The following is a 24698-nucleotide window of genomic DNA, read 5'->3' as shown; positions in this document are numbered from 1 at the left end:
ACTCTCTAAATGAATCCATCTGAGAAGATATTTAAATCTCTAATTATTATTTAATTTCTTTGTGAAGAGTCACACGTTTCAAAACTGGATTAAATTTCTTAATCTCTAATCTATCTGGAGTGTTTTTCTTGTTCTTTGTTGTAATGTATCTTGAAGTTCCAGCAACACCTGTTGTCTTGTGCTCAGTACATTCTAAAATTACTTGGATTCTATTACCTTTCTTTGCCATCTTGCTATTTTTTTATGTTGGAAAAAGTTTATTTAATAAACCCTTGCGTTTGTGCTTTTTTCAAAACAGCTGCAATTCCATTTTTGTTAATTGTTTTTATCGTAGATGCTGCTACTCTAAGAGTAATCCATCTATCTTCTTCTGGAAGATAAAAACGCTTTTTCACTAAGTTAACAGAAAATTTTCTCTTAGTTTTATTCATAGCGTGAGAAACGTTATTTCCTACCATCGCTCTTTTACCTGTAAGGTCACAAACTCTTGACATTATACTTATCTTTTATCGTTATTCAAAATCAGGGTGCAAAGAAAAGAAAAATAAACCTATTAAGCAAAATATTTAAAGGACATTTTTAAAAATTTCTTTCTGTAGCATTTCTAAACTCTTATACACCGTTCTATCTATCACTTTCTCACGTGGTTGGCCAAAATTAAATTCTTCGACAATAACTTCGTCCGGAGTTGCCAATGCAATAAAAACTGTTCCAATTTCAGCATCAGAATCCCCTTTTGAAGGACCCGCATTACCCGTCGTTGCAATCGCATAATCAGATTGCATCATCTTTTGAACACTCAAAGCCATCGCCTTTGCAACGGTTGCACTCACCACCGAAAACTCTTCAATCATCGCTTCTGGAATTCCTAAAACGGCAGTTTTAATTTGAGTATCATAAGCTACAACACTTCCTTTAAAACAACTTGACACACCAGGAACAGCCGCAATTAATGAAGCAATCGATCCGCCCGAGCAACTTTCTGCCGTAGCAATCGTTTTACCCTGCTTTTGCAAAGCTGCTGCCAACATTACTTCGATGGTTTCATCCTCTTCATAACCAACAATGATGTCGCTTATAATTACTGCCAAAGAAAGCAAATGTTTTTCTAATTCAGCATCGAGAAACTCTTTATCTGTTCCGCGAGCTGAGAGTCGCAATTTAACACGACCAGGACTAGGCAAATAAGCTAGTCTCAAAAATGAAGGCAAACTGTCTTCCCAAGCCTCAATACGCTCAGCAACCATACTTTCACCCTGCCCGTAGGTCAATACCGTTTTATGAATGATATAGGGTCTACTATACTCTTTAACAATCTTTGGAACAACTTCGTTTTCGACTAAATACTTCATTTCATATGGCACTCCGGGTAAAGACACAAAAACTGTGTTTCCCTTTTTTACCCACATTCCTGGGGCAGTACCTACTTTATTATGAAGCACCGTCGCTTTTGAAGGAACTAAAGCTTGATCTTTGTTCATCTGCGTGATTGGTCGGTTATAGAAACCTTCAATCAATTCAGTTACGTGGGCCAATACTTTTTGATCAACAATTAATTCGTCTTCAAAATAATCACAAAAAGTCTTCTTAGTAACGTCATCTTTTGTTGGTCCTAATCCTCCAGTAATCAACACTAAGTCTACATTATCTTGCAATTTTTCAAAGGTATTCAGAATGTGTTGCTTGTCATCGCTTATCGAAATCATCTCAGTAATCTCAACTCCTATCCTGTCTAGCGATTTGGCTATAAACCCTGAATTAGTATCTACAATTTGACCAATTAATATCTCGTCTCCTATGGTTATTATCGTTGCTTTCATCCCGCAATTGTAAATTTAGATTTTATCATATAAAGAAAATTCAACACTCAATGCCAGCACTGAATATTGAATTTCTATTTTTTATTTTAACAAGACAACCTTAAATCTTAAAGATCAAAATCTTTTTTAATCTCTTTGATTGCTTCTTTCACCTGTGTCTTGATACTTTCAAAAGTATGCTCTATTTCTTTTTTCTTTCCCTCTGTTTTTGTCCATGCCTCTACCTGCAAGATTTCTTCAAAAGCTACGTTTAAACCAAGTAAATCTAACGTTGGTTTTATTTTGTGAGCATAAGCATATGCATGTTTATGATCCTTTTTTTTAATTCCTTCTTTAATTTGTTTTAAATCATCAGGAACTTCGGTCACAAAAAGAGTCAAAATTTCATTTACAAACTCTGGGTCGTTATCTGAAAGTGCGTACACTTTTGAAAGGTTGTAGTTTAAAGCCATTATTTTACTTGTATTCTAAATAGTTTTTGTCCTTCTAAAAATCCTTCTAATACATCATCCTCTGCTACTGCTGCTACTCCCGCGGGTGTTCCCGTGAAAATAAGATCTCCAATTTTTAAAGTAAAATATTGAGATACATAAGCGATAAGCTCATCTATTTGCCACAACATAAAACTCGAATTTCCTTTTTGAACAGTTTTATTATTATTAGTTAGTTCAAAAGTAAGGTTTTCTAGCGAACTAAATTGGGATTTATCTAAAAATTCTCCTACCACTGCAGATCCGTCAAATGCCTTTGCTTTTTCCCATGGAAGGCCTTTTTCTTTTAAGTTTGATTGCAAATCTCTAGCTGTAAAATCAATTCCCACCGTTATTTCTTCATAATATCTATGAGCAAATTTTGGCTCGATATACTTACCTACTTTATTGATTTTCACCACAATTTCGATCTCATGGTGAATATCACTAGAAAATTCAGGAATAACAAACGGATGTTGTTTTAACAATATCGCCGAATCAGGCTTCATGAAAACAACAGGCTCAGTAGGACGCTCATTCTTTAATTCTGCGATATGTTCGGTATAATTTCTACCTATGCAAATTATTTTCATTTCTTTATATTGAATTGCAATTAGTAATTATTAAATAGTCTATCTCACTAATTACTTAGTTTTTAGTATTCATTTTTCTAAGCTTAATTGCCGTTAAAACCTTCTTAGTATACAAAGGGAAATCAGCATTTTGAATCCAACTAAAATACCCCGGCTCTGACTCTAAGACTGTTTCGACTTTTGTTCCTCTGTGTTTACCAAAAGAAAAGATTTCGTTTCCATCTTTATCAAATGAAATCATTCCAGCAAAATCAGCATTTTTCTTTCGAGTAGAAAATTCAGAAAGTGATTTCATATCATTTTCTAAATCAGGATAACGGTCTAACTGCGCTAACAGAATCTCGTAAGTCGCCATTGTATCTGCTTCTGCAGAATGTGCGTTTTCTAAGCTTTTACCACAGTAAAATTTTAATGCCGCTCCTAATGTACGCTCTTCCTTTTTATGAAAGATTGTTTGCACATCTACCGAAACCTTGTTTTTCATATCAAAATCTACTCCTGCACGCAACAATTCTTCGGCCAATAAAGGAATATCAAAACGATCTGAATTAAAACCAGCCAAATCACTGTCTTTAATCATATTGTACACCTGTGGAGCAAGTTCATTAAAGGTAGGTTCGTTAGCTACTTTTTCATTTGTGATACCGTGAACCGCAGTTGTTTGCGCCGGAATTGGAATAGTAGGATTCACTAACCACGTTTTGCTTTCTTTATTCCCGTTAGGAAAAACTTTAAATATTGATATTTCAACAATTCTATCTTTTCCAATATCGATTCCAGTAGTTTCAAGATCGAAAAAGCAAATTGGTTTATTGAGTTTAAGTTCCATTTTTAATGTTTGATTGATTACAAATATAAACGATTGCAATGGAATTTAATTATGGAAACCGACATTAAATTATCGAAAATACTAAATTTCACACTCCAATACCTCAAAAGCAAAAACCCGATAGCTACAACAACTATCGGGTTTTTTATCATTATACAAAGGCATTTATTACAAATCTCTATTGACATCAAATGCTTCTAAATATTCTGCTACTCTTTTAACAAAACTACCTCCTAACGCACCATCTACAACACGGTGGTCATAACTGTGTGATAAGAACATTTTTTGACGAATACCAATAAAATCTCCCTCTGGAGTTTCAATTACTGCAGGTACTTTTCTAATGGCACCTAAAGCTAGAATACCTACTTGCGGTTGATTGATAATTGGTGTCCCAAAAACACTTCCAAAAGTACCTACGTTTGTTACCGTGTACGTTCCTCCTTGTGTGTCGTCTGGTTTTAATTTACCCATTTTAGCGCGGGTTCCTAAGTCATTTACTGCCTTAGCCATACCCACTAAATTCAACTGATCTGCATTTTTAATTACTGGAACAATTAAGTTTCCATTTGGTAAAGCAGCAGCCATCCCTAGGTTTATATTTTTCTTTTTGATGATGTAATCTCCGTCAACAGCAATATTTATTCCAGGATAATCCTTAATTGCTTTTGCAACAGCTTCCATAAAAATAGGTGTGTAAGTCAACTTCTCACCTTCTCTTTTTTCGAAAGCACTTTTATTTTTCTCTCTCCATTTCACGATGTTAGTTACATCAACTTCGATAAAGGACTGCACATGAGCCGATGTTTGAACAGAAGCAGTCATGTATCCAGAAATAAGCTTACGCATTCTGTCCATTTCTACTACTTCATCACCACCATTTACAGATACTGGTGCCGCTTTTTGTGCTACCGCTGGAGCTGGAGTTGCTTTTTGAGGCGCTACCGCTTTTTGTGGCGCAGCAACTGCTTGCGAATCTTTATTTTTTACGTAATCTAAAATATCATTTTTAGTAACACGCCCTTCTTTACCTGTTCCTGAAATTCCTTCAAGCTCAGTTACAGAAACGCCTTCTTCCTTAGCAATATTTTTTACTAATGGAGAAAAGAATTTATCTGAATCAGCATAATCAGCAGCCAGATCACTTGGACTTGCTACACTATCTTTTGCTGCATCAACTGTTTTTGAAACTTCGGCTACCGCTTCAGGAGTAACTTCTTCTTTTACCTCTGTAGTTGCTTCACCATCTTCTGTTTCTATTATCGCAATGGTCTGACCCACTTGAACTAGATCGTCTTTTCCAAATAATTGTTCTACCAATACACCTGAGACTTCACTAGGCACCTCACTATCCACTTTATCAGTAGCGATTTCAAGTACTGCTTCGTCAGCTTCAATTTTGTCACCTACTTCTTTCAACCAGTTTGTAATGGTTGCTTCTGCGACGCTTTCTCCCATTTTTGGAAGTTTTAATTCAAATCTTGCCATATTGTTAACCTAAAAGGTGGTTTTAGTTTTCAGTTTGCGAAATTACTAAATATTTTGAACATAAATTACATTTAATATAATTTTTCACTCAATTTTAGCATACTAGGTATTCTCAATATTATTTTAACTACTCATTGAGCATATTGATAAAATATCGGTCCTATAATTACATAAATCACTGTGATACAAAAACATAATTAATAATAAATAGGTCGTATTCATTAAATCAATCTGGTTTTACATGATTTTTTATTTCATTTCTTGACGAATTTACAGTATTTTCCTTGTCAATTAAAGCATACGACAATTTTTTTAGTGCAGATTAACCTTTTGTTTTTCTTTGCGCCAATCAAAACTGCAACTCATAACACTTTCTTAAAGATTGTTTTTTCTTATTTTAAATTTTTCAGAAAGCTTTACTTTTGGAGTTATGAAAATACTCTCATTGCTATTATTATTTCTTTCAGCTAGTTCCTACAGCCAAATTTCAGGTTGTACTGATCCGCTTTCAATAAATTATAATCCAGATGCTACTGTCAATGATGGTAGTTGCAACTACAAATCTGTCAAAGTAGCTACGCTTAAATCAAGCGAACTTTCTAATAAAGTAAAAGAAACTTCTGGTATATTGTATTTCGATTCCCTTTTATGGACTTTTAATGACAATGCTGACACAAGCTTGTATGGTCTCGATAACAATGGTAAAATCATAAAAACGGTCACTATAAAAGGGGTAAACAATACCGATTGGGAAGCAATTACTCAAGACAGCACTAGCATTTACATAGGTGATTTTGGGAACAATGTCTCTGGAAATAGAACCGACTTACATATTTTAAAAATTGCAAAAAACAGCTTATTCGATAGTAAACAACAAATCGATACTATTTCATTTACATATAGCGATCAAAAAAATCTCAAAGTTTCTAGAGCAAATGCAACCGACTTTGATTGTGAGGCATTCATCATCAAAGATGGCGCTATTTTTCTATTTAATAAACAATGGGATTCTGGCGCTACGACAGTTTACCAATTGCCCAACAATCCCGGAAAACAACTCGCTACAAGATTAGGTTCCTTAGATATTGACGGCTTGATCACAGATGCCAATTACAACCCTATTAAAAATGCCATTGTGTTGACGGGTTATAGTAAAACATTGCAACCATTTCTATACATACTATCTGATTTTAAAGGCAACAATTTTTTCTCTGGAAATAAACGAAAAATCAAACTGCGTCTCCCCTTTCATCAAGTCGAAGGAATTACAACTACTGATGGGATTCATTATTATATCACTAATGAACAATTTTCCAGAAAACCTTTCTTAAATAGTACACCAAAGCTACATCAGCTAGATTTGAGTACATATTTGCCTTAACATTACGATAGTTTGTGCCGCTGCTTTTCAAACTTCTATCATAGCAAAATATAAATAACCATTTCTTTGCACAAATTCAGTCGATAAATCCGTACTTTTCTAATTAGTAAATCGCAAAAGCTGTCATAAAATAGTCATCATGAAAAACAATCTCGGATCCATTTCTTTATTAATCGCCTTTGGCGGTTTGGTTTTATTCGAAAGTTTGCTACGATTTGGTATTATAAACCACCAAGCTTGGCACATTGTAACGGCAGGTTTTGAGGCTGCAACCATAGGTGGATTTGCTGATTGGTTTGCTGTAAGTGCATTATTTCATGAAATTCCGATTCCGTTTGTTCGAAAACACACTAATATCATAGCAAAAAACAGAGAGAAACTTACAGAAGGCATCGTAGATCTGGTTACCAATAAATGGCTGTCACCAGAAATTATCACCGAAAAACTACAGCAAGTTGATCTGGCAAAAACAATTTTGGATTTTTTACAACAACCAAAAAACCAACAAAATGCGCTTAGAATTATTCAGGATATTGCCATGAAATTTGTGAACGAACTCGATAATCCCGCTTTCGCGAAAGCGTTACAAAAAATAATAAAAGAACAAATTGCAACAATTGATTTAAACACGCCCGTAGGAAACTGGATGGAAAATGCCATTAAAAACGGGGATCATCATAAAATTTGGGAATTAATAATTGAAGAAACAGCACATTCAATAGCTAATCCAGAGACTAAAAATTTACTACTCGAAAAACTAAGCGTTGTTGCCGAAGAATATGGTCACAAAGGCTTTCTTAAAAAAGCGACTTTGTTCTTAGCTAAAAAAAGTGGTGGTATCGACTTAGATATAATATCGGAGGAATTGCTCGAAAAAGCTACTGAAATTTTAAAGGAAGCAAAAACAGATCCGTCGCATCCCATTCGATTAAAATTTGATACATGGATTTTGGAATTTGCACACCAACTAACAGCAGGAGATGAAAAAGCAACGCAATTAATTGACAATTTAAAAGAGACTGCAATGCAACACATCGCTTCAGAAAATGTGATTGAAAAACTACTGCAAAATTCTAAGCAAACATTAGCCTCACAACTTCAAAATGAAGAAAGTTCGTTAGTGCAATTTTTCATTTCGAATGCAAAAAAATTAATAGATGACTTAAATCAGGATGCAGCCGCACAACAAAAAATGAATAATTGGATGCGCACAACAATTTCAGAAATGCTAGTAAAATTTCACAGTGAAATTGGAAATATGGTTCGCGAGAGCATGATGAAATTAAACAATAAAGAACTAGTAGCTCAAATCGAGGATAAAGTGGGGAACGATTTACAATACATTCGATTGAACGGCGCTGTAGTTGGAGGTCTCGTGGGTGTTATTCTTGCCTTGCTTAAATTGCTGTAATCTTTAAAATATGGTAATTTGTGCTACTCAATAATGTCAAATTTGCTCTTTCTCATTAAATATCACTGCTATAGACAAAGTTCTTGTTTGCAAATAATTTTAACCTAAAAATAATAAACTACCTTTGCACGGTGGTTTTTTTTTGGCACTATGCTATAAAGTTTTTAATGGCATAAATTAGTGCTCAAACCACACTAAAAATAACAAATACATCTAGTTACACGCATGAATTACTTATCTGTTGAGAATATTTCAAAGTCGTTTGGAGAACGCACCCTTTTTAAAGACATCTCGTTTGGAATTAATAAGGACCAAAAAATAGCTTTTATAGCTAAAAACGGTTCTGGAAAAACGACCATTATGAGCATCATTAATGGCCTTGACGAACCTGATACTGGGCAAGTGGTATTGCGTAAAGGAATTAGAATGGCCTTTTTATCTCAAAACAACAACTTACAAGATGAGTTGACCATTGAAGAAAGTATTTTTGCATCAGATAATGAGACTTTAAAAGTTATCGAAGCCTACGAAAAAGCGTTAGAAAATCCAGAAGACGAAGAAGCTTATCAAAAAGCCTTTGATGGAATGGACCAACACAATGCATGGGATTTTGAAACACAATACAAGCAAATTTTGTTTAAATTAAAGTTGGAAGACTTTAAGCTGAAAGTCAAAAATCTTTCTGGAGGGCAAAAAAAGCGTTTGTCACTAGCTATCATTTTAATTAACCGTCCCGACTTACTTATCTTAGATGAACCTACGAATCACTTGGATTTAGAAATGATCGAATGGTTAGAAAGTTATTTTACCAAAGAAAATATTACGTTGTTCATGGTAACACACGACCGTTTCTTCTTAGAGCGTGTTTGTAATGAAATCATCGAATTAGACAACGGAAAACTATACCAATACAAAGGAAATTACTCTTACTACTTAGAGAAAAAAGAAGAGCGTATTGCCTCAGAAAATTCTAGTGTGGATAAAGCACAAAACCTTTTTGTAAAAGAATTAGAATGGATGCGTCGCCAACCAAAAGCGAGAACAACCAAATCTAAATCACGTCAAGATGACTTTTACGACATCAAGGAAAAAGCACAAAGCCGTCGTCGCGAAAACAAAGTCGAACTTGAAATTAATATGGAGCGTATGGGAAGCAAGATTATCGAGCTTCACAAAATCTCTAAAAAATTCAAAGACCATGTAATTTTAGATAATTTTAGCTTTGATTTTCAACGTGGAGAACGCATTGGAATCATTGGTAAAAACGGAACTGGTAAGTCCACTTTCTTGAATTTGTTAACAGGTACTTTACCTCTTGACTCAGGAAAAGTTGTAATGGGTGAAACGATTAAAGTAGGATACTACACTCAAAGCGGTATCAACCCAAAACCAGGTCAACGTGTTATTGATGTCATTAAAGAATATGGTGAATTTATACCTTTAATGAAAGGAAAAATCATCTCAGCATCACAATTATTAGAGCGTTTCTTATTTGATGCGAAGAAGCAGTATGATTTTGTAGACCGCTTGAGTGGTGGAGAATTAAAACGTTTGTATTTATGTACCGTTCTGATTCAAAATCCTAACTTTTTGATTCTGGATGAGCCTACAAATGATTTAGATATCGTTACGCTTAATGTCCTAGAAAGCTTCTTACTTGACTACCCTGGATGTTTAATGGTAGTATCTCACGACAGGTATTTTATGGATAAAATTGTAGATCACTTGTTCATCTTTAGAGGAGACGGTGTTATCGAAGATTTCCCTGGAAACTACTCTGACTTTAGAGCCTATGAAGATAGCGCTGATGTTGCTCAAAAAGAGGAAAATAAAGCAGAGAAAAAAGATTGGAAGCAAAATAATCCAACAGGAAACTTAACGTTCAACGAGCAAAAAGAATTCCAAAAATTAGAGCGCGAAATCAAAGACTTAGAAGAACAAAAAGCAAAAATTGAACTGCAATTTTCAGAAGGAACAGTAGCCGAAGACGCTATTGAGAAAAAAGGAAACGAACTGCAAAACCTCATCAATAAAATGGAGGCAAAAGAAGAACGTTGGTTTGAATTGAGTGCCAAAATGGAAGGATAGCTTTTTCAGTTTGCAATGGCTCACAGAGATTATAAATAAAATAGATTACATATAATTAACCCTAACACTTTTGGCACTACCGCTAAAAATGTTAGGGTTTGTTTTTTTTAAGTTTATCGAGGAAAATTTATCTAATATCGTGGTCAAAATTCGGGAATTTAAGCTGTAAACTAAAACAGATTTTTCTTTCATCTTCAACACAATATTCACACAATTGAAAATTATACTGCTTTTCCAATTCTTTGATTTCTCTATTCATCTCTGATAATTTTGAAATCAAATCACCTCCACTAACCGAAATATTATACTTCATCAATGTCGTGTTTTTAGCTTTTGAAAGCTCTTCTACTCTTTTTTTAATACTTTTTATCATCTTTAAGACAATTACAGAAATGACTTCATTGCCATACTTACTGTTAAAACTAAAAAAAGCATTTCTTGTTACCGAAAATTTAACTTAACTAACAAAAAAATAAATAATTATATATTTTGCCATGCCTAAAATGACTTCACTGACACAAAATTCATAAATCTAATTAGAAGCATTTTAGAACTTCAACCACGCTCCCCATTCACTCATAGAAAAGAAAACTTTTTCCGATTCTGAAAAGGTAATTTAAAACGAAGTAATAAGTCTAAGCTGTTTGGCTACAAAAATCAACTCATAAAAAAAAATCCTACTGAATTTTATAGTGCCATAGTTTTTATTTTATTAACACAAAGTGTTTAGCTCTAAATACTATTGTAGCGCTCAAAAAGAAAAGACGAACTATCTTTTTTTAGGTTGATAATTTATTTTACTCTCAAAAATACCAGCAAACACTAAGATGTGTGTCTCTTTGTTAAGAATTTGAATTTATGAGCTATATTTTATACCTGGTTTAAAATAATCTGCCCCCTAAACAACACATAAAAATTTGGTAAAACAAAAATATAAACAACAATGCTAAATTTAAGTTCGATAGATTTACTTAATTATTTTATTAAAAAATAGTTATTAAATCAATATAAATGTTAAAAAAATTTACTTTATCAGACAGGCTGCTGTTTATTGCAGCTTTCCTCTCATTAATTTTCTCGGAAATTTTATATTTTCAAGGAGATAAGGAGCAAGCAATCTTTATTGGAATTTGGGTCCCTTCCATATTAGCATTCGGCATTTATTTAAAACTGATTCAAAACAGCAAAGATGTCTGATTTAATCCCATATTTCGCAGCACTAATAACTGTATTGTTTGGGATAGGATTTGCACTTGCACTTCAATCACCAAAAAAAGATAAAGACAGTTAGTAGTCTTAAGTGTACGCTTTAGCTACCTAATATTTAGTTAAGCTAAAGTCAAATTTTATTCTTGTCAGAAGTTTAAAGTTGATACCGAAACTAGAACAACATTCAAGAAAATGGAGTTTTAGACATAAAATATGATAAAAACCACAACAGACTTAGTTCGAGTTGTGGTTTTTAATTTTATAACCTTTATAGTTTCTACCACGGAATAGGTCCGTAATCTTTTAAAAATTTTCCGCTCCAGTGTTTACCTGTGTTGATTCCGTCAAATAAAGGATCCATTACTCTCGCTGCTCCGTCTACTATGTCTAATGGAGGTTGGAAATCTTCCAGGTCTTGTTTCTTCTTAGCCAATTCAGCTGGATCTTCATCGGTTACCCAGCCAGTGTCTACAGCGTTCATTAATATTCCTGCCTTAGCTAATTCACCTGCAGCAGTATGTGTTAGCATGTTTAGTGCAGCCTTTGCCATATTGGTGTGTGGATGGCGTGCTTCTTTAAAAAAGCGATGAAATTTCCCTTCCATGGCAGAGACGTTGATGATGTGTTTTTGTCCTGTGTTGTGTTTCTTCATCACTTCTGAAAGGCGATTACATAGCACAAAGGGAGCCACAGAGTTCACCAACTGTACTTCGATCATTTCAGTAGTTTCAATTTGACCCAACTTTAATCTCCAGCTGTTTGTATTTCGTAAATCCACTTGTTGCAAGTCGGCGTCTAATTCTCCTTCAGGAAAAACTTCTGCCGCTACTAGCGCATTATCGAATGAGTACGGAATTTGAGATAATTTAGCTGATGCACGCAAACCAATCCCTGGTTCAGGACCGTGCCACGTAACCGGCATATTTTGATTAGATGAAGCGCCTGAGGTTAATACTTTTAACTCATCTAGACAATTGGTATGATCTAGTAACAAACCTTGCACTTCTAATGGTAAAGTACTCACTGCACGCTCTTCATTTGCAATCATGTGGGTATAAAACCCTGCAGGACGTCGCACTGTTTGAGCAGCATTGTTTATTAAAATATCAAGTCGGTCGTATTTTTGTTCGATAAAATTACAGAAAATTTCAACTGATGGAATGTGTCTCAAATCAAGACCATGAATTTTCAAGCGGTCGCTCCAATCATGAAAGTCAGCTTCCTTAGCAAAACGAATAGCAGAGTCCACCGGAAAACGAGTCGTAGCAATAACTGTCGCTCCACCACGTAAAAGCATTAGCGAAATATGGTAACCAATTTTTAAACGTGAACCGGTAATAACTGCTACTTGTCCTTTTACATCTGCTGTTTGAAAACGTTTTGCGTAATTTAAATCACCGCATTCGCAACACATACTATCATAAAAATGATGCATTATGGTAAATGGCGTTTTACAAACGTAGCAATTACGAGGGACTTTTAATTCCAACTGCTCTTTACTTTGAAGATCAGTTGCCAAGAGTAATTTAGGAGCTTCAAAAACGGCCGCCTCACGAGCATATCTAATTCCAGTTTCTTTACGAGCTGTTCGATCTTGCTTTTCTTTTTTGCGTTTGGCAATCGCTTTTCCATCTTTTTTACGGCGGGCTAATTCATCGCGATCAGGCCTCGACAATTGACCTGCAGCAATAAATAAAGCAGTGCGTTGTTCTTTAGGAATATCAAAAATTAGTTCTGTATCTGCATTCAGTTGCGTTAATACAGCAATGCAACGATTTATTTCTTCGAATGATAATACCGATTCATTTATTCCTACTTCATTGCCCATCTTCTGAAATTTTAATTGCTCTATTTTTAAGAGCGCAAAGATAGTTTTAAAATACTTGCAATAACGGAATTTTATAGTAGTAGAAAAGTAGTTTTATTTTCGAAAAGAAATAGAGTTAAATATTCTAATTTTGCATGAAACACCCCCTTCTCTACTTATAAGCAGTGTAGATAACTAATAAATTTTCATTGAATATCTCGTTTTTATTAGCTTCATCACCAACAGTTCCTTGTGCGTACACCGCATTCAAAGTAAATCCATCTGAATCAAAACTTTCTAACTTGACAGTAATTCTTCCTAAATCATTACCGTCTTGATCGCTATATCGCAAACCCAGACAATGATTTATCAAACTGTATCTAGAGGTGTTTCTTATTCCTATTCCATCAGAACCGCCTACATAGGAAAAATACTGAACGGTACTTGTCGCATCCTTACGTGCAAAACCCTCACTTGAACCGAAAGAATTATCTAAATCGCTACTGCCACTTTCATTATTATTAATATCGACCCCCTCAATATTAGCGTTGGCACTAAATGTGACTTGAGAAGGCTTAAATGGAAGGCCGTCTACCGCTAGAGTGTTTGAAGTCCCTGCAGCTATAGTTGTTGGAGGTGTAATTATAAAATAACCTGTATGCACATTTTCCCCATAATATATTCCACCATCTGCAGCAGTTGTAATTTGGTTTCCCGCTTCTGGACTTAGTGATAAAGACGCATGGTCAATCCAACTCGTACCTGCAGCAGTTGACGATAAAACTTGACCAACAGACCCCGGGGAATTTGAACTATCAAGCAAGGGACCCTCCAATTCTAGAGTTTGGTTGACGATTACCTTGGTGACTCCCACTGTGGGTTCGTCGATAAGAAGTGCTTCATAACCTCCAACAATAAAACTAAGTTCGTCAGCGGCAAGTCTAGAAATTCCAGTATCTATATCATTCTTAAAACGATAGGATGGCCGACCAATAGATCCATTACTGTTAACGATTCCTTCCACTGCCATCGTTCCTTCGACTTCAAGTCTATGTGTTGGCGCATTTGTCCCGACACCTAATCGATCTTTATCGCTGTCCCAAAAAAGTCTATCATTATTTTCGGAGGGATCGCCGTTTCCATCTGCATAAAATAGAGATCCTGCAATACCGCGATGCTCCATACTCACCCAAGTGAGTCCGTCATAGATTTTAATGGCACGAGGCGTAAAACTCGTATCGTACCAAACATCATTTTGATTGGCTGTAGTGGGTTCAATGTCTGTTGTAAAGATGGTATTGTTGATTATGGGAACTTTTGTACCTTTGTGGTTGATGGCAACTAGCTTTTGCGAAAAACATTTTGGCAGAAAACAGAAGCATACAATGAGCACTAGAAAAATCGAGTTCCTTTTTATTAGCATAATCTAATTTGACGTTAGTAAAATGAGATAAGAATCGCAAGCAACAGAATGTAATTCATTGATTTGCAACACCTAATTTTTATAAAATTATCTCAATTTATAAAACATCGAAGACAACTCCAAATTTTAAGTAGGATTAATTTGTATTATTAATCGCTTATCAATTTGATTTTTTCTGAGAAAATGCCGTTAGTAAGGGGGATTTGGTGGGATTTGGTGGTGATTTTTTATTTAAAAAAAGGCTTAGGCAAATAACCTATACTTTAGGATACATGCCGGAAATTATCAACTCTATTCCCTATCGTAGAACAAAATAAACTTCTAATATATCTACTTATAAGCAGTAAATAGGACAATAACATTCTCGCCTAACACCGCTGTATTACCACTAGCAGCAGCAGTGTATTTAACATTTAGGGTAAAACCATTAGCATTGAAGGAAGTCATTGACGCAGTAATTTTACCTAGATTAGCTGCATCTTGATTACCATATCTTAACCCAATACAATTTGAACTACTTGAAAATCTAGAAATATTATTTATAGATTGGCCGCTACCACCAATATAAATAACTTGCTGTGAAATTGTCGTACTGGAAGACTGTCGAGCCACACCATTCATCGTTCCAAATGAATTATTAATATCATTCAATCCACTTCCCGGCAGATCGATATCTGTACTTTCCACATTAGCATGTGCAACAAAAGTCATCTGACTTGGTTGAAAAGGTAACCCTATATAAGTTATGCTAGTGGCCGTAGTGCTAGTAGGCGCTGTCAATAAAAATGAACCAGTATAAACTGTAGAACCCAAGTAAGCGCCACCATCAGTACCAACCTCAATCTGATTGTTTGAATTAGCGCTCACTACGCGTGCTTTGCTTGAGTTTCCTTTTTCATCTTTGTATGTAATCTCACCAGTTGCTGAACTCCCAATACTTTGGGTTAAACTAGTTACTGTTTCATAGATCCCTGTTGTAACGTTTGCTTCATTTTTATAGTTGCCTATTAAGTTACCTGATGCTGCAGGTACTGTATTTGAAATTGTTGTAATGGATTCATTTCCTCCAGTAATCTGTTGCCAATTTGTACCATCACTTTGAATCCATAAGATGACACCAGAAGCAATTATCGTTGAAGCTATATTTAAATTAGTAAGATATGAAGAAGATGAAGAAAGTGAAACACTGCTACTAGTTGGATTTTTAATAATATAAATTCTTCCTTTAGAGCCACTTGCTGTTGGCAACGTTATTTGATGATTACCTCCTAAAATTATGGCATAATGATCCTCCGTTAATGTGAGAGCTCCCGTTGTTGTAAAAGTTGAGTTTGAAATAGACCCATTTACTTGTAGAGTGGAATTGGCAACCACTCCACTATCGCCAGTATCATATGTTAGCGTTGCTGCGCTAATAGGAACGCTATCTGGATTAATATTGATCCCAAACCTAGTTTTTGTAGTTGAACCATCAGCAGAAGCTTGCACTCTAAAAAATTCTCTATGAACATTAGTAGTATGTTCAAACCTTTTAAAAATCATAGGTTCTAAGCCATCGTCCCCTACTACAAATTCTAATCTTCCTTGATTGGAAGGACCTGCCGAACCAATCTCAAACATATCTGTTCCTCCAGCACTTCCTTTTAGTCTAAAACTACCATTTGCTACTGTAAAAAACATTGGTTTATAAAACGAAGCCCCTGCCGCTGCAAACTGTAAAGCAGCTCTAGTACCATCTCCTCTTACATATACTGTAGGTTGTGTTCCATCAGTATAATCATTTCTGCCAGTATTTATCAATCCTAATGTAGATCGTCGACCAAATTCTAACATTGATTGGCTATCTGAAACAATTGACATTTTTACATCATCAATGTTCCCTAAAAAATTACTCGCCGTAGTACCTGTGTTTCCAGTACTCAACCAATTCGCATTGTTAATCCAACTCGTCCCTGTTCCTGTAGAAGTCAATACTTGACCTGCAGTTCCGGCAGAACTTAATGCGTCGATTAACGTACCCTTTAATTCTAGTGCAGTATTTGACAACACTTTTCCGTTTACAGTAAGTTTGGTGTCTATATTTCCTGTAGCTCCTACTTTCAAACTTTTTGCACTGTTATCCCAAAATAATTGACTATTATCCTCTGTTGGCAAACCATTTGTTGCTGCAAAAAACACAGACCCGGTTGTCCCTTTGTGTTCCATAATTAGCCACGCGGTTCCATTATAGATTTTGACTGTAGTAGGTGCAGTGCTCGTATCAAACCAAACATCATTCGAATTTGGATTTGAAGGAGCTGTTGCTGCTGTGGTAACTTTATTATTTATAATTTCAATTTTTGTTCCTTTCTGGTCAATAGCATTCAGCTTTTGTGCAACAGTGATTTGCAAAAAGAGCAGTGTGAGTAGCGAAAGAAATAGTTTTTTGTGTGGCATTGTAATTGTAATTATATAATGGTAAATGTAACTATTCGAAAGAGGCCATTTAAAATTTGAGTAACTTTTTTATATTATCTTATCAACGTTTTACATAAACCCAACCTTGCCAAGAGATCCCTAAATCATGAAAGTCTAAAACATAAAAATAGGTTCCGTCTGGTAGTCCTAGTTCGCGCTTAACATTCAATTTATTATCTGAGAAACCTTCCCATGAGTTGTCATAGTCATTTTTTGAATAAACCAGCAAGCTCCAGCGGTTGTAGATACGTAAAGTATTTTTGTGGCTTATCTCTATATTTTTTATTACAAAAGTATCATTAACCCCATCACCGTTTGGAGAAATTCCGTAATTCCCAAAAACAATATTTTCTGCGGCTTTACCACTTCCTATGGTAATCACTTCAAATTCATCTGGTATAAAAGGCGTCGACTGGATTGTCCCATTGTTCATGTCTCCTCCTACTCCCGTGTTACCTAAATCTACCCAAAATTCAAGATCTTTACTCCAACCCACAACACGCAAATCACTCATTTTTTGAGTCAGCGTTCCTAAGTTACTGTTTTTATCCCAAGTTAATTTTATCGAAGTCACATCGCTCCCATCGAGATCCCAAAATTCCTCAGTATTGATACTTGTCAAAGTAAGGTCCTTGGCATTGGTATCAAAAGATGAGGTAAAAGTTGTAGGAGTTGCTGAAGTATTGGGAGTGTTGGGGTCCAATTTGAAATAGGCTCCTTTAAATATTCCCGTTCTAGGGGAATTAGATAAAATCATTGGTCGTAGAAATCCAGCATTACCTATTGGGAAGGTGAACTCACCACTGTTGGTCACTGTAACATAACCATCAACGTGTCTGTTATCGTCTGCTCCTACGTAGATGCGGCTGTCGATAAAATCTAAACTAACCGACTTGTCGTTTGTAGGCGTATTTACCCGACCTATGTTTAGGAGAAGATCGTTAGTAACTCCTATGGATGTCGATAAAAACAAATCATCAAAGACCTCAACAGTAATATCTTTAAATATCATTTTGTTTTTTCCCGAAACTATAATACTTTGCTCTTGGTTGTAAAAGCCAGCGCTACCGCTATTGTTATTAAAAACCCCATCGTTGATAACATTAGTATGAAAACCAACCTGAGCAGTTCCATGCATTTGTATATTTCCTTTATTATAGAACGCCGCTTGACTGTATACACAAGGTAAGGCGCCAAATAAAACAAGAAAAAATACTAGCTTTTTCATTTTTATAATTTAAATACTCCAAAAAGTTTTAGAATCTTGTTCAATTTCTAAAATTTGCGCAGTAGCAATATCTGTGTTGTACATGATAAATTCATTATAACTCGTTGTAGCATGATTATTTGCTTCACTTCCCGTGGCCCAACCTATTGCAAAAAGCTCAGTTATAGTACACCTTCCTGTGGTATGCGTTCCATTAATGCGTTCAATTAGTGTGGAGCGTGCTATAACATTCGTACTTGTTTTTATAAACGAATAGATTTCCCACTTATTCACCGCTGCAGAATTTTCAAATGAGCGTGTGCTATTACAACAAATACCTGGATCAAAATACAAATTATTGTTTCCCCAGTTAACGTGTGTAGACCAACGATCAGAACCTATAAGCACACCAAAACTATGTTGGTTTTTTACAGTAGCTTTCATAGTAGCAATGACAGTTCCTTCTACCCCTCCATTAGTTACCAGTTGAATATTCCCATTAACAACTGTTAAGTGATCATCAGAACCATCACCTTGAAAATTGGGAACAGCATCATTTGGGAAAAACTGTGGTTGTTGTGAAGCTACCGTTTGTGTGGCATTTCTACCACTTTTACTTTGATCATACCAGGTAACCATGTAAACTAAGCTTGTACCACGCCAAGTATTGATTGCTGCCACATCAACAATATCATTAGATGCCCAGCCAAAATCCATTTCGGTATTGTCGCTTGCTCTACGAAGTCGTACTAATGGCCCTTGATAATCACTTTCTAGCACACGCATAGAATACGCAAAACTAATAGTAGTTAACTTTTCATCCAGAATGTGCTGGGGTTGTAAGGTGGGGAAAAAATTATAGTTCCCTATTTGGCTAAATCCAGTTAAAGTAAATAATAGAAAGAAATGGAATACTATTTTTTTCATCTTATTTTTTTAAATCTCCTGTTAAATGAGCTGTATTAGTTGCTGTTATTAGTAAACCTACTCCAGCATCTTTACCAGCAGTTTTAAACCGAGACAATCTATTTAATATTGTTGCTCCACCAATAATAGTTACTTCTCCCAAACCTGTTTGATAAATACTTATATTAAATCCCACTGGCAATCCGGTTGGGACTGTAAGTGTCATTGCCGTACCACTGTTAAAAGTGAAGACTTTACCATTATCTGCTGCAAATAAAGTATAACTTGTTGTTTTATTAACAACTGAAACCAATTTAGGATCAACCCATACTGTCCCTGTTGTTGCTCCTGTTGAGGATAGTACTTGTCCTGCAGTTCCTGCCGAATTGCTACCATCTAAAAGTGCTCCCCCTAAACGAACATTTTTTAAAACATTTACTTGCTGTGATGCTGAAATATTTAAGGCCTCTATCCCTGCTGTAGAAAACTGTAATAAGCCGCTTGCCGTGCTAAACATACCTGTTGAGGAATCATCAGAAAATCGATATGAGGGTAGACCTGCGGTTCCTCTGGAATTAGTTAATCCAGATGTTCTAGTGCTTCCATTTACACTTAATTTATTTACAGAGGACGTAATAGGTATTCCAACATTAAGCTGTTCATCTGAGTTATTCCATGATAACTGAACATTATTATCTGTAGGCCTTCCATCGTCTCCAGCAAAAAAAACAGATCCTTTTGTACCAATAGTTTCTAATGAAATCCAACTCGTACCGTCATAAATTGATTTAAGCGGCGGCGTTACTTTAGTATTTAACCATATATCTCCTAGATAAGCACTAGTGGGTGCAGTATTATTAGTCGTAAAAACAGTGTTATTATTGACAGACGCTTTTGTCCCCTTTTGATTGATTACAGCTACTTTTTGTGCACTACTTGACTTCACAAAAAATAAACCTAGCATCATAATTAAGATAAGTGCTTGTCTTTTAATTAACATTATAACTGTGGTATTTTAAATAATGTGCCTGCCCTTGAAATGATTTTCCCTTGTTATAAAGAGTTGACTAAGTACTAACCAACTCTTTATTTTAAACAAGAATATGCTTTACAGCTGATATTTTATTATTTGATCCACTGAACTTCTATAACATCTCCAGCGTAAGCCGTCCAGTCACTTCCTGCAATTGTGCTAGGTTTTAATGTAACTTCATCTGCAGCAGTAATAGCATAATCGGTGCTAGCTCTCAATTTCGCTCCATTTCTATAAACTGAAACTTTAGAAATCGGTGTTCCCATTGCTAAACCCGCTGCAGTAACTTTTAAAACAACTGGTGTAACGAGTGTTACATCAACTGATCCTGTAGAAATGAAATCGCTGGCTAATATCTTCTGTATTTCACCACTTTGCTCATCTCTAATTAAAACAGTCCAACCAGTATTAGCAGCAACAGCTGCAGTACCAGTACTTCCCAATAATTTAGCACTAGATCCCACTGATTGGTCGGTAGCAGCAGCAGCAGCTTTAGCAGTAGTCACTAATTTCAATCCATCTAGAGAAAAAGTCTTGCCAGTTGCATCAATATACGTGTTAGAACTTAAAGTTCCTCCTAACTGCCAAGTAGAAGTCACACCACCATCAGGCGTTTGATCCGTCAATAAAGTCAAACCATTTTTAACCTGTAGAAACTTTTTTGTCCCTTTGTTATCAATTACTCTAATCGTACCATTTAGTTCTTTAGAAATACTTTTATCTTCTATCTTAGTAGAAGCTCCTGTTATTTGCTGCGCGCTAACTGCTCCTGCAGATAACATTAGAGCGACTACCGCTCCTACTTTTAACGTGTTTTGTAATGTTTTTTTCATCTTTTTTAAAATTTAATGGTTAATTTGGGTTAAAATTATTTTTACTCTTTAATATACTTGTACAATTCTAATTTTGTCTCCTGCATAGCAGGTAGCATCGGGTTCTAACTCGATAGTTGTGGTGTTGACCACGCTAAATTCTATGCGCACCCCATTGCGGTACACGTCAATTTGCCTTTTACTATTCACCGGTTTTGGTGGCGAGAACTGCACTTGGCCATTGCTCGCAGTTAGCACTACTTCCTCCTCACGCAATACATCGATAGCGGCTACTTTATTTAAAACGCCGGTTGTTCTATCGACCACTACAAAATCATGATTGTCTGCTGCAGTAGGGGCAGTCAATCCAGTAATGGCTAGTGTATTTGTGCTTGTAGTAGGCAATACTGTAGGTTTGGTCAAACTACCACCAAATTCAATCACATTGGTAGGCGACATGCTGAGTCCGTTTCCAGCTGTCACTGTAGTTGCTGCCGTATTATTTGCCCAGCTTGTTCCGTTATAAATGTAGATCGCTCCTGCAGTTTCGTCGACATAAATGTCGCCTGCTATAGGATTTAAGCCTGTTTTTGTATTGGGATCACCCGCGCCACTTTTTGGGTTGGCATTTATAGCCATCCATGACGTTCCGTTGAAAATATTTGTTACCGCTCGTGTTGTCGAAGTATTGATCCAGAAATCGCCACTTTTAGACTGCGCTATTGCTGGCGCTGTTGTGGCGGTAGTCACTTTTACTCCTGCTTCGCATAAGCTAGACCAAGTAGCTCCTTTATATAAAAAAATACATTTTTCGGTGGTGTTGTAAACAAGTGCTCCTTCAAGAGGTCGCAATGCATTCATCTCTGTAGTCGACATTCTAGTCATCACAAAAGCAAGTGATTTGCTCTCTAATTCTAGTATTGAATAGGCATTAATAGATGATGGCGAATCTCCAATCTTAACCTGTGAAAAGGCCGAGAATGAAAAAATACCTAGTAGTAGGACCAGTAAGAGTTGTCTGTTTGGGTTCATAGAACACTTCTGTTTGTTACAAATTAAGCACTTTTTAAAAAACAGTGGTAAAAAAAATTGCACTATTTTAACATTTTAACACATTAAGCACACGATTGCTGTACAGCGGTTTTTGATGCATTTCATCGATTAATTTTCCTACTTTTTAAAATCTTGATAAGAAATATATTACTTTTATAAATTTAGTTTTAACAAAAAAACGTCAGCAAATACAAAAAAGCAGGTATTTGTACGCAAATGTATTCTTATAATTGTTAAATAAATTAACAGTTATTTTGATGTTTGAATCCTATTTTGTAAGACTAAAAATTTATCCATTTCCTACAAAATAGCTTGTTCCCTTTTTGCATTTATAGTGGTATCTTTGCGCCTATAGAAAAGCAACGAATTTTATGACATTCCCTACGCTATCCTACCTCCAATTTTTATGGCATTCTAAGAACGAACATGCCGTACACTCGCCTTTTGTGTTTAGCTTGTTGACCAAATGTTTTTATGATCGAAAGCCAAAACCAGCGTACTCTTTTTTAAATGCAAGCTTGGGAGAAAATGAGAAATTGCGTTTTAATTCTTTGCTTTCGCAAAAGAATGGACAGTTTTTATACCGCTTGCACTCTTATTTTGAAAGTAAGCAAACCTTAGTTAGTGAAGCGACAGATACTCTAGCTATTCTGGCACTGGCAACTTCAAGTGCCACGAATAAAATAAAAGTTATTGCTGCAACTCCTTCTGCAACCTTACAAGAAATTGTAGCAGCCGAATCTGAATTAGATTTCACTGCGACTTCCTTAGAGGAGGCCATTCCTGCATCTGGAAACGAACTATTTGACTTTATCTACTTTGACAACTACAGTGACAGTAAAAAATTACTAGAAGATTATATAACCGCACAACCTAGCATTACTAATGACAGCGTTTGGGTTTTTAATAACTTACATCAAAATAAAGACAAAAAAGAGACTTGGGAAGCGATAAAGCAACGAGCAGAAGTATCTGTAACCGTAGATACTTATCACTTTCAGTTGGTGTTTTTTAGAAGAGAACAACCTAAGGAGCATTTTATTATTCGACAATAATTTTACCTAAATACCTACTTATGGACATCCAGAAAATTTTTGACAACAACAAAAATTGGGTCAGCAAACAACTAGCTACAGATGCTGCTTTCTTTGAAAAATTAGGACAAGGACAATCACCAGAGTTTTTATACATAGGTTGTTCTGATAGTCGCGTTACGGCCGAAGAGTTAATGGGATTGCAACCGGGAGAGGTTTTCGTGCACCGCAATATTGCAAACATGGTCCCTAATACTGATATCAATTCCATGTCGGTTATTAATTACGCGGTGGTACATCTTAAAGTAAATCACATTGTGGTGTGCGGTCATTATGGTTGTGGTGGTGTGCAAGCTGCGATGCAACAATCTGATTTGGGAATATTAAATCCGTGGTTGCGTAATATAAGAGATGTGTATCGCATTCATAATAAAGAACTGGATGCTATTACAAACGAGGAGGAAAAATACAAACGCCTTACTGAATTGAATGTTCAGGAACAGTGCATGAACATTATAAAAACTGCCGAAGTACAAAAGGCCAATCGCGAGCGCAACTTAAAGGTATACGGTTGGATTTTTGACATTCATAGCGGAAAACTGATTGACTTAAAAATTGATTTTGACGAAATCTTAAAAGACATTATGGCGATTTACAAAATTACTTAAAGTAGCCAAATCTCTTTTCGAATAAAAAAAACAAAAAAAATGACAGCCATCTCTGACTGTCATTTTTTGTTGCATTGATCCAACTAATTATTTCTTAGCTGCATCCATTTCTTCTGATTTTGCACCCATTCTATTAACGGTATACATAGGAGCAAATTTCAATTTTAATCCTGCAATTTTTCTATTATCTTCTGATGAAAGACCTTCTTTTTCAACAGTATTTTTTCTACTGTCTAAAGCTTCATACATCATTTTAATTTCATCCCAGTCTTCACGAGAATAACTATCTTTATTATCTTCAACTGTATGTACAAACTGCTGGTACACATCGTGAATGTTAGCTGCATTTACCCATGCAAAGCTCATATCATCCCCTACTTTACCTTCACCAAATAATGAATTTCTCATTGTTTGACTTTTAGTTGGCATAGCCTCTTGCATTTTAGTTTTCATCGCTTCGTATTTCATTCTAGAAGCTTCTAATTTTTCTTTTGCTTTTGCATCATCTTTTAAATCAGCAAGGGCTGTTTCTGCTTGGCTGCTTCTTAGCTCGTAATTAGCTTCGATAGTTTGCCAGTTTGCCATTGCTTCTTCTGAAGAAACATTTTCTAAAGAATCAACATATACCACGTAGTTGTCTACTGTTTTTTCTGCTTGAGTTTCTTTTTCACCTTTGCACGATGTAAGACCTAATGCTATTGCTGCTACTCCTAAAAATAATTTTTTACTTTCCATAATGATTCGATTTTGTTTTGTTAATTATTCTGAAGCAAATATATAGTCGATTGTATGTGTTTCAATGTAAACATGTTAATGTTATAAGGATTGAGTAAAATTATGAAAACGCCTATTTACGGCTTGTAAGCATGATTTTTAGGCTTTATATATAAGGTGTAAATTACTAGCTATAGTGACCTATAATCATCAATTAAACCCGGGACACTTTTGCGAAAGCGAAAACAATATTTGGCTATTTCATGTAACAAAAAATGATTTTACACTACTAATA

22 protein-coding genes are annotated in these 24698 nt (G+C 35.5%); 5 read left to right on the top strand and 17 right to left on the bottom strand.

All coding sequences use genetic code 11. The features are described from left to right. Positions 1-46: 46 nt before the first annotated feature. From rpmG to H603_RS0108455, 7 genes are all read right to left on the bottom strand, one after another. Positions 47-229, bottom strand: a complete 183-nt coding sequence (gene rpmG / locus H603_RS0108485; RefSeq protein WP_026708184.1) for a 50S ribosomal protein L33 — start codon at positions 227-229, stop codon at positions 47-49. Between the two features lie 28 nt (positions 230-257). Further along, a complete protein-coding gene (rpmB, locus tag H603_RS0108480; protein ID WP_026708183.1) occupies positions 258-494 on the bottom strand; it encodes a 50S ribosomal protein L28 in 237 nt (78 codons plus the stop codon). A 72-nt stretch (positions 495-566) separates the two neighbouring features. Further along, positions 567-1820 carry a CinA family nicotinamide mononucleotide deamidase-related protein gene (locus H603_RS0108475; protein WP_026708182.1) on the bottom strand — a complete coding sequence of 418 codons (1254 nt, stop codon included), beginning with the start codon at positions 1818-1820 and terminating at the stop codon, positions 567-569. A gap of 107 nt (positions 1821-1927) precedes the next feature. Next, on the bottom strand, positions 1928-2272 hold the full coding sequence (locus tag H603_RS0108470) for an Hpt domain-containing protein (RefSeq protein ID WP_026708181.1): 345 nt from the start codon (positions 2270-2272) through the stop codon (positions 1928-1930). Further along, on the bottom strand, positions 2272-2883 hold the full coding sequence (locus H603_RS0108465; RefSeq protein ID WP_026708180.1) for a fumarylacetoacetate hydrolase family protein: 612 nt from the start codon (positions 2881-2883) through the stop codon (positions 2272-2274). Before H603_RS0108465 ends, H603_RS0108470 begins: the two co-directional genes overlap by 1 nt. Before the next feature lie 55 nt (positions 2884-2938). Continuing rightward, entirely contained in the window at positions 2939-3712 is a 774-nt protein-coding gene (locus tag H603_RS0108460; RefSeq protein WP_026708179.1) for a 3'-5' exonuclease, read from the bottom strand. Between the two features lie 168 nt (positions 3713-3880). After that, the gene (locus H603_RS0108455; protein WP_026708178.1) at positions 3881-5200 is read right to left on the bottom strand and encodes a dihydrolipoamide acetyltransferase family protein; all 1320 of its coding nucleotides are present in this window, start codon (positions 5198-5200) and stop codon (positions 3881-3883) included. A gap of 430 nt (positions 5201-5630) precedes the next feature. On the opposite strand from H603_RS0108455, the gene H603_RS0108450 reads away from it, so the two are divergent. The 3 genes from H603_RS0108450 (at position 5631) to H603_RS0108440 (ending at position 10080) form a co-directional block, all read left to right on the top strand. Further along, on the top strand, positions 5631-6581 hold the full coding sequence (locus H603_RS0108450; protein WP_026708177.1) for a hypothetical protein: 951 nt from the start codon (positions 5631-5633) through the stop codon (positions 6579-6581). A 139-nt stretch (positions 6582-6720) separates the two neighbouring features. Continuing rightward, complete coding sequence (locus H603_RS0108445; protein WP_026708176.1) at positions 6721-7992, top strand: DUF445 domain-containing protein; 1272 nt, start codon at positions 6721-6723, stop codon at positions 7990-7992. Between the two features lie 225 nt (positions 7993-8217). After that, positions 8218-10080, top strand: a complete 1863-nt coding sequence (locus H603_RS0108440) for an ABC-F family ATP-binding cassette domain-containing protein (RefSeq protein ID WP_026708175.1) — start codon at positions 8218-8220, stop codon at positions 10078-10080. A gap of 127 nt (positions 10081-10207) precedes the next feature. Here H603_RS0108440 and H603_RS0108435 read toward each other — a convergent pair whose 3' ends face one another. The 9 genes from H603_RS0108435 to H603_RS0108385 form a co-directional block, all read right to left on the bottom strand. Continuing rightward, entirely contained in the window at positions 10208-10393 is a 186-nt protein-coding gene (locus H603_RS0108435; RefSeq protein ID WP_157510417.1) for a hypothetical protein, read from the bottom strand. Positions 10394-11566: 1173 nt separating this feature from the next. Then, positions 11567-13117 (bottom strand): SDR family NAD(P)-dependent oxidoreductase, encoded by a 1551-nt coding sequence (locus H603_RS0108420; RefSeq protein ID WP_026708172.1) that lies wholly within the window; start codon positions 13115-13117, stop codon positions 11567-11569. Positions 13118-13268: 151 nt separating this feature from the next. Further along, a complete protein-coding gene (locus H603_RS0108415; RefSeq protein WP_026708171.1) occupies positions 13269-14519 on the bottom strand; it encodes a hypothetical protein in 1251 nt (416 codons plus the stop codon). Between the two features lie 330 nt (positions 14520-14849). Further along, positions 14850-16955, bottom strand: a complete 2106-nt coding sequence (locus H603_RS0108410; RefSeq protein ID WP_026708170.1) for a hypothetical protein — start codon at positions 16953-16955, stop codon at positions 14850-14852. An 82-nt stretch (positions 16956-17037) separates the two neighbouring features. Next, a complete protein-coding gene (locus H603_RS0108405; RefSeq protein ID WP_026708169.1) occupies positions 17038-18204 on the bottom strand; it encodes a gliding motility-associated C-terminal domain-containing protein in 1167 nt (388 codons plus the stop codon). A gap of 9 nt (positions 18205-18213) precedes the next feature. Then, on the bottom strand, positions 18214-19110 hold the full coding sequence (locus tag H603_RS0108400; protein ID WP_035675725.1) for an arabinofuranosidase catalytic domain-containing protein: 897 nt from the start codon (positions 19108-19110) through the stop codon (positions 18214-18216). A 1-nt stretch (position 19111) separates the two neighbouring features. Next, the gene (locus tag H603_RS0108395; protein WP_026708167.1) at positions 19112-20089 is read right to left on the bottom strand and encodes a hypothetical protein; all 978 of its coding nucleotides are present in this window, start codon (positions 20087-20089) and stop codon (positions 19112-19114) included. A gap of 125 nt (positions 20090-20214) precedes the next feature. Beyond that, positions 20215-20955, bottom strand: coding sequence for a hypothetical protein (locus H603_RS0108390; RefSeq protein WP_026708166.1), 741 nt, complete (start codon positions 20953-20955; stop codon positions 20215-20217). A 48-nt stretch (positions 20956-21003) separates the two neighbouring features. Beyond that, positions 21004-21966, bottom strand: coding sequence for a hypothetical protein (locus H603_RS0108385; protein WP_026708165.1), 963 nt, complete (start codon positions 21964-21966; stop codon positions 21004-21006). Between the two features lie 392 nt (positions 21967-22358). On the opposite strand from H603_RS0108385, the gene H603_RS0108380 reads away from it, so the two are divergent. After that, positions 22359-23042, top strand: a complete 684-nt coding sequence (locus H603_RS0108380; protein ID WP_026708164.1) for a hypothetical protein — start codon at positions 22359-22361, stop codon at positions 23040-23042. 20 nt (positions 23043-23062) lie between these two features. Next, a complete protein-coding gene (locus H603_RS0108375) occupies positions 23063-23689 on the top strand; it encodes a carbonic anhydrase (RefSeq protein WP_026708163.1) in 627 nt (208 codons plus the stop codon). Between the two features lie 87 nt (positions 23690-23776). Here the strand turns inward: H603_RS0108375 and H603_RS0108370 are convergent, their stop codons facing one another. Further along, on the bottom strand, positions 23777-24424 hold the full coding sequence (locus H603_RS0108370; protein WP_026708162.1) for a DUF6565 domain-containing protein: 648 nt from the start codon (positions 24422-24424) through the stop codon (positions 23777-23779). Between the last annotated feature and the right edge of the window lie 274 nt (positions 24425-24698).

This window comes from Flavobacterium frigidarium DSM 17623, from assembly GCF_000425505.1.
Classification (GTDB): domain Bacteria; phylum Bacteroidota; class Bacteroidia; order Flavobacteriales; family Flavobacteriaceae; genus Flavobacterium; species Flavobacterium frigidarium.
This window is presented reverse-complemented; position numbering and strand designations above follow the sequence as displayed.

What these genes read in the sequence shown, in the direction of transcription:
- rpmG (WP_026708184.1), bottom strand. Translation starts at nt 229, where the DNA reads ATGGCAAAGAAAGGTAATAGAATCCAAGTAATTTTAGAATGTACTGAG.
- rpmB (WP_026708183.1), bottom strand. Translation starts at nt 494, where the DNA reads ATGTCAAGAGTTTGTGACCTTACAGGTAAAAGAGCGATGGTAGGAAAT.
- H603_RS0108475 (WP_026708182.1), bottom strand. Translation starts at nt 1,820, where the DNA reads ATGAAAGCAACGATAATAACCATAGGAGACGAGATATTAATTGGTCAA.
- H603_RS0108470 (WP_026708181.1), bottom strand. Translation starts at nt 2,272, where the DNA reads ATGGCTTTAAACTACAACCTTTCAAAAGTGTACGCACTTTCAGATAAC.
- H603_RS0108465 (WP_026708180.1), bottom strand. Translation starts at nt 2,883, where the DNA reads ATGAAAATAATTTGCATAGGTAGAAATTATACCGAACATATCGCAGAA.
- H603_RS0108460 (WP_026708179.1), bottom strand. Translation starts at nt 3,712, where the DNA reads ATGGAACTTAAACTCAATAAACCAATTTGCTTTTTCGATCTTGAAACT.
- H603_RS0108455 (WP_026708178.1), bottom strand. Translation starts at nt 5,200, where the DNA reads ATGGCAAGATTTGAATTAAAACTTCCAAAAATGGGAGAAAGCGTCGCA.
- H603_RS0108450 (WP_026708177.1), top strand. Translation starts at nt 5,631, where the DNA reads ATGAAAATACTCTCATTGCTATTATTATTTCTTTCAGCTAGTTCCTAC.
- H603_RS0108445 (WP_026708176.1), top strand. Translation starts at nt 6,721, where the DNA reads ATGAAAAACAATCTCGGATCCATTTCTTTATTAATCGCCTTTGGCGGT.
- H603_RS0108440 (WP_026708175.1), top strand. Translation starts at nt 8,218, where the DNA reads ATGAATTACTTATCTGTTGAGAATATTTCAAAGTCGTTTGGAGAACGC.
- H603_RS0108435 (WP_157510417.1), bottom strand. Translation starts at nt 10,393, where the DNA reads ATGAAGTATAATATTTCGGTTAGTGGAGGTGATTTGATTTCAAAATTA.
- H603_RS0108420 (WP_026708172.1), bottom strand. Translation starts at nt 13,117, where the DNA reads ATGGGCAATGAAGTAGGAATAAATGAATCGGTATTATCATTCGAAGAA.
- H603_RS0108415 (WP_026708171.1), bottom strand. Translation starts at nt 14,519, where the DNA reads ATGCTAATAAAAAGGAACTCGATTTTTCTAGTGCTCATTGTATGCTTC.
- H603_RS0108410 (WP_026708170.1), bottom strand. Translation starts at nt 16,955, where the DNA reads ATGCCACACAAAAAACTATTTCTTTCGCTACTCACACTGCTCTTTTTG.
- H603_RS0108405 (WP_026708169.1), bottom strand. Translation starts at nt 18,204, where the DNA reads ATGAAAAAGCTAGTATTTTTTCTTGTTTTATTTGGCGCCTTACCTTGT.
- H603_RS0108400 (WP_035675725.1), bottom strand. Translation starts at nt 19,110, where the DNA reads ATGAAAAAAATAGTATTCCATTTCTTTCTATTATTTACTTTAACTGGA.
- H603_RS0108395 (WP_026708167.1), bottom strand. Translation starts at nt 20,089, where the DNA reads ATGTTAATTAAAAGACAAGCACTTATCTTAATTATGATGCTAGGTTTA.
- H603_RS0108390 (WP_026708166.1), bottom strand. Translation starts at nt 20,955, where the DNA reads ATGAAAAAAACATTACAAAACACGTTAAAAGTAGGAGCGGTAGTCGCT.
- H603_RS0108385 (WP_026708165.1), bottom strand. Translation starts at nt 21,966, where the DNA reads ATGAACCCAAACAGACAACTCTTACTGGTCCTACTACTAGGTATTTTT.
- H603_RS0108380 (WP_026708164.1), top strand. Translation starts at nt 22,359, where the DNA reads ATGACATTCCCTACGCTATCCTACCTCCAATTTTTATGGCATTCTAAG.
- H603_RS0108375 (WP_026708163.1), top strand. Translation starts at nt 23,063, where the DNA reads ATGGACATCCAGAAAATTTTTGACAACAACAAAAATTGGGTCAGCAAA.
- H603_RS0108370 (WP_026708162.1), bottom strand. Translation starts at nt 24,424, where the DNA reads ATGGAAAGTAAAAAATTATTTTTAGGAGTAGCAGCAATAGCATTAGGT.